The organism is Nocardia sp. NPDC058497, assembly GCF_042720195.1.
In the GTDB taxonomy this organism is placed as follows: domain Bacteria; phylum Actinomycetota; class Actinomycetes; order Mycobacteriales; family Mycobacteriaceae; genus Nocardia.
Genome location: NZ_JBHXMY010000530.1, coordinates 1 through 4,058, shown reverse-complemented (window position 1 = coordinate 4,058; position 4,058 = coordinate 1). Strand labels below are relative to the sequence as shown.

Below are 4,058 nucleotides of genomic sequence, written 5' to 3'. Positions count from 1 at the left end.
GCCCATGGGAGGCATTGATCTTGACGACATACGTGAGCTGAAGGACGACTTCACCACGGAGCTGCGCCGGAAGAACCGCAGCAAGCGAACGATCGACGGCTACGCGACCCACATCGACTACTTCGCGGCCTACCTAGTCGAGATGTCGCTGCCGACGAGCGCGCCGGCCATCACCAGAGACATCATCGGCGGCTATATCGAGAACCTATTGACGCGGCCGAATTCCCGTAACGGACAACCGCTTTCGCCGCAGTATGCGCGCAGTCAGTACCGTAGCTTGCAGCAGTTCTTCAAGTACTTGTTCGCCGAGGAGATCATCGCGGCGGACCCGTTCGATCGTCTTTCGCTTCCGGACGCGCCGGACAAGATCGTGCCGGTTCCCAACGCGGACTCCCTGCGTGCTCTGCTCGATGGCTGCTCGGGAACCAGCTTCGATGACCGCCGGGACAACGCGATCATTCGGCTCTTCGCGGACACTGGGTGTCGCTGCGGCGAGGTCGCAGCTCTGGGCCTCGACGACCTCGACTTCGCGGAGAACACCGTCCTGGTGCTCGGCAAGGGCCGACGTCCACGTTCCTCGCCATTCGGCGACAAGACCCGTACCGCGCTCCGCAGGTACCTAAGAGTTCGTGCCCAGCACCCGAAGGCGATCAACGACCAGCCTGCACTGTGGCTCGGAAGATTGGGTCCGATGACAGATCACGGTATCCGCCAGATGCTCGAGCGTCGTGCAGCAGCCGCCGGCATCGGACACATTCATCCGCACATGCTTCGTCACTGGTTCGCGCACAACTGGCTCGCCAACGGCGGACAAGAGCAGGATCTGATGATGCTGGCTGGTTGGCGATCCCGACAGATGCTCGATCGGTACGGCAAGTCGGTGGCCGACGAGCGTGCGAAGGCCGCGCACCGCAGGGCTCGGCTCGGCGACCAACTATAGGGCGCGGTCTTCCTCACCTGTGCACGTCGTCATGTTCTGGCGATACCGTGAATACCATGACTGACGATCTCGTCGCATGGGCCGAGCGGGTCGCCCGCGAGCAGCTTCGGGCGTTGCCTCGCCGACTCCGTCATGTCGAGGGCGTGGCGCGGCGGGCGGCATCTGTAGCCGACACTGTGGACGATCCGAAGTTGCTCGTAGCCGTGGCATGGCTCCACGACATCGGGTACAGCGCCGAGCTGGCGACGACAGGTTTCCATCCGGTCGACGGCGCCGAGTTCCTGCACGCCGAGGGTGCATCGCACAGGCTGTGTGCGCTAGTCGCGAATCACTCCTGTGCGTGTGTCGAAGCGCGTCACCGCGGCGTTCCGATTCGCTGGGAGGACGAGGAGACGCCGCTACGAGATGCGCTGTGGTGGGCGGACATGACCACAACGCCGACAGGCGAGCCCACAGACGCCCAGAGCAGGATTGCCGAGGTCCTTGCTCGGTACGGCCCCGACCACGTCGTGGCGGCATCGGTTGCAGAGTCGGCGCCGCAGCTGCTCGCCGCCGTTGAGCGTACGGAGGCGACTGCGCGCCTCGCGGGAGTCGACGTCAGGTGAAGTACGGCGTCGCTGCCTCGAGCCCACGCGTTATACGCAATTTGATCGATGGATGGACGTTGAGCGACTTGACCTCGGCGGGCGCGACCCACAGGACCTCTTTGGACTCGTCGCTGGTGCGCAGCGAACCGCCGATAGGTCGCGCGCGGAAGCAGATGGAGAACTCCTGCCGGACCTCGCCATCGTCGTAGGCGATGACGTGCTCGGGGTTGGAGAAGACCCCGACGAGGTCGGTGACCTCCACGCTGATCCCGGTCTCCTCGAGCACCTCACGCGCTACCGCCTCACTGACGGTTTCACCAGCCTCTAGCCCTCCTCCTGGGATGGCGTACAGGTCGTTGTCCGTCCGCCGAATCATCAAGATTCGGCCGGCGTCGTCTAGCACCACCGCGCTGACCGCCACCTTGATAGCGTTCGGCCGCGGTGCTGCCGGGTCATGGAAGTAGTCCGTTCGTCCCATTGCCCTCGTCCTCCGTCGCGGTTGCCCACACGTACTCAAAACTAGTCATGTACGTGTCGAACAGGTCGCCCGCGGGCAGTTGGCGGAGGTGCATCGCCGGAGCGTGCGCGCCGGGGAGGCCGTAGGCATGCATGTTGACGATCATCTCGTCGTCGAATCGGAAGATCGAGTTGTACAGGGTGGTGTCGTGGTAGCGCAGCTCCACACCGTCGATATCGCCCAGGTGCCGCACCAGCGCCAGCGCGTTGCTGATGCGGGCGCCGACAGTGCCTGATGCCAGACGTTCCTCCGCGCTTCGCTTGTCCGCCTCAGGTGCGGTCGGACGGCCGAAGATCATCCGCACCTGCAGTCCTTCCTTGGTGCGCTTTCGGACCGCTTTGGTGAACTCAGGCTCTTCGGCGAGGAACAGTCCTGCGAGTACGAGAATGTCGAGCCGTTCCGTCGCGGACGCCAGCAGCCGCCGCCACAGATCAGACGGGATGTCATTCCGGTGCGGGAACACCGTGATCACCTCGGACTCGCTCACCTCGGCACGCCTTTCGGCGGTCACCGCGTCTGGCCACAGGTAGTTCTCGGTCTCCCTGACGAGCGATGCGACGGTGTGCCGGTGGCGCGGGTATGGCACTCGGCCCTTGGTGATCCACCGCTCGACGGTCTTCGGCTCCACGCCCGCGCGTTCGGCGACGTCGGAAATGTCGAGACCGTTGCGCAGCAGCGCCTCGCGAAGTCGCTCGTTCGCCATGATTCCTCCAGGGGACGTCTAGGGACGTCTTAACTTTACGTCGGACGTCCTCGTGCGTCCAGCTATGCGGTGAAGTAGTCCGGCGATTTCCCGAAAAGTGGTGAAAGACAGGAACTTTCCCACTTTGACAGGAGATGGAACGTGGATAAATCCGCATCTGAGTCGCGAAATCTGATCAGCTTGAAGACGGCTGCTGCGCTGATAGACGTCGACTCGAAGACGATCCGGAACTGGATCGCGGCTGGTGACATCGCGGGGTACCGGATCAACGGACGTCTGCTCCGTGTCGAACGCTCCGAACTGCTCGCGCTGGTGCGCCCGGCAGAGCTGACCGCTGGCGGTGTGGCATGAGCACGCCGAGCGAGCGGACGTTGCAGGCGCGCATCGCAGCCCACGAGTCTTGGGCCCGCACCCCGGATCGTGCGGCCCGCACCGCAAAAGCGCGTAGTGCGATGGAGAGCAAGTTCGATCGCATCGTCGATCCCGACGGACTGCTGAGTCCTGAGGAGCGCGCCTACCGTTCGGGGCAGGCCCGCAAGGCGCACTACACCCGGCTGGCGTTGAAGTCGGCGCAGTCCCGCCGCCGCCGTACGAAGCGTGCGAAGGCTGGTGAAGGGTGATGCGCGCCCGGACGGTGATGACGGCGGTCGCCGTTTTGTCGATCGGTTACATGGTTCTGGTCGCGCCGGATGTCCTCGGGTTCGTCCTGATGGTCGTCGGTGCGGTATGGCTGTGGCGTTCGTCGAAGCGGGCGGGGGTGCGGCGATGAACGTCGAACCTGCCCGCGAGTCGATCAACGACCCGGTCGACATGCACGACGAGTTGGACTCGATCATCCGCCAGCACGAAATCTTGCGCCGTCGGATGGCCGCCCTGAGCGCCCGCTACGCCGCGTTGGAGCCTTACGCCGACCGATTCGACGAGCCCCACCCTGAATCTCCGTGGTTGTCGCGCACCTACGGCAGCGTGAATGTCGAGTCTGCGAAGGACCGCCTCGAATACGCCGCACGTGCATGTAAATCGGTTTCCGAGTGGTTGTCGATCGCGAACGAGAGCGCGGCGAAGATCCGCGAATATCCGCAGCCGGAGCGTGACGACACGATGCGCACGGCGGGCAACGCGATCACGGCCGCCATGGACAGGACCGCCGAGTGGGACGGTGCCGAGCGATGAACGGGCGGGGGAGTGGCGCGCCGAAGTATCGCGGTCACGCCGACGATCGTGACCAGATCGGCCGCAGCGCGTTCCAGTCGATGGGTGGTGCGGAGTTCACCGGTGTCGGTGCGGTGTACGCGCCGCTGAACTACCTTC

Annotated in this window: 8 protein-coding genes; 6 read left to right on the top strand and 2 right to left on the bottom strand. The window is 64.5% G+C overall.

Annotated features, from left to right (window positions below):
- Positions 1-940, top strand: a 940-nt coding sequence (locus tag ACFWPJ_RS26540) for a tyrosine-type recombinase/integrase (protein ID WP_378855264.1), incomplete at its 5' end; no start/stop codon positions are given.
- Between the two features lie 56 nt (positions 941-996).
- Entirely contained in the window at positions 997-1,545 is a 549-nt protein-coding gene (locus ACFWPJ_RS26535; RefSeq protein WP_378855262.1) for an HD domain-containing protein, read from the top strand.
- Here the strand turns inward: ACFWPJ_RS26535 and ACFWPJ_RS26530 are convergent.
- Together ACFWPJ_RS26530 and ACFWPJ_RS26525 are read right to left on the bottom strand one after the other, a co-directional pair.
- Entirely contained in the window at positions 1,538-2,005 is a 468-nt protein-coding gene (locus tag ACFWPJ_RS26530; protein ID WP_378855260.1) for an NUDIX hydrolase, read from the bottom strand. The genes ACFWPJ_RS26535 and ACFWPJ_RS26530 overlap by 8 nt on opposite strands.
- Positions 1,980-2,747 (bottom strand): helix-turn-helix domain-containing protein, encoded by a 768-nt coding sequence (locus ACFWPJ_RS26525; RefSeq protein ID WP_378855258.1) that lies wholly within the window; start codon positions 2,745-2,747, stop codon positions 1,980-1,982. The genes ACFWPJ_RS26530 and ACFWPJ_RS26525 overlap by 26 nt, the downstream gene beginning before the upstream one ends.
- Before the next feature lie 180 nt (positions 2,748-2,927).
- On the opposite strand from ACFWPJ_RS26525, the gene ACFWPJ_RS26520 reads away from it, so the two are divergent.
- Genes ACFWPJ_RS26520 through ACFWPJ_RS26505 form a run of 4 tightly spaced genes read left to right on the top strand, consistent with a single transcriptional unit; the run spans position 2,928 to position 3,920 of the window.
- Positions 2,928-3,098, top strand: coding sequence for a helix-turn-helix domain-containing protein (locus tag ACFWPJ_RS26520; protein WP_378855256.1), 171 nt, complete (start codon positions 2,928-2,930; stop codon positions 3,096-3,098).
- Entirely contained in the window at positions 3,095-3,367 is a 273-nt protein-coding gene (locus ACFWPJ_RS26515; protein WP_378855254.1) for a hypothetical protein, read from the top strand. Before ACFWPJ_RS26520 ends, ACFWPJ_RS26515 begins: the two co-directional genes overlap by 4 nt.
- Positions 3,367-3,516, top strand: coding sequence for a hypothetical protein (locus tag ACFWPJ_RS26510; protein WP_378855252.1), 150 nt, complete (start codon positions 3,367-3,369; stop codon positions 3,514-3,516). The genes ACFWPJ_RS26515 and ACFWPJ_RS26510 overlap by 1 nt, the downstream gene beginning before the upstream one ends.
- The gene (locus ACFWPJ_RS26505; protein ID WP_378855250.1) at positions 3,513-3,920 is read left to right on the top strand and encodes a hypothetical protein; all 408 of its coding nucleotides are present in this window, start codon (positions 3,513-3,515) and stop codon (positions 3,918-3,920) included. Before ACFWPJ_RS26510 ends, ACFWPJ_RS26505 begins: the two co-directional genes overlap by 4 nt.
- Positions 3,921-4,058 lie beyond the last annotated feature (138 nt).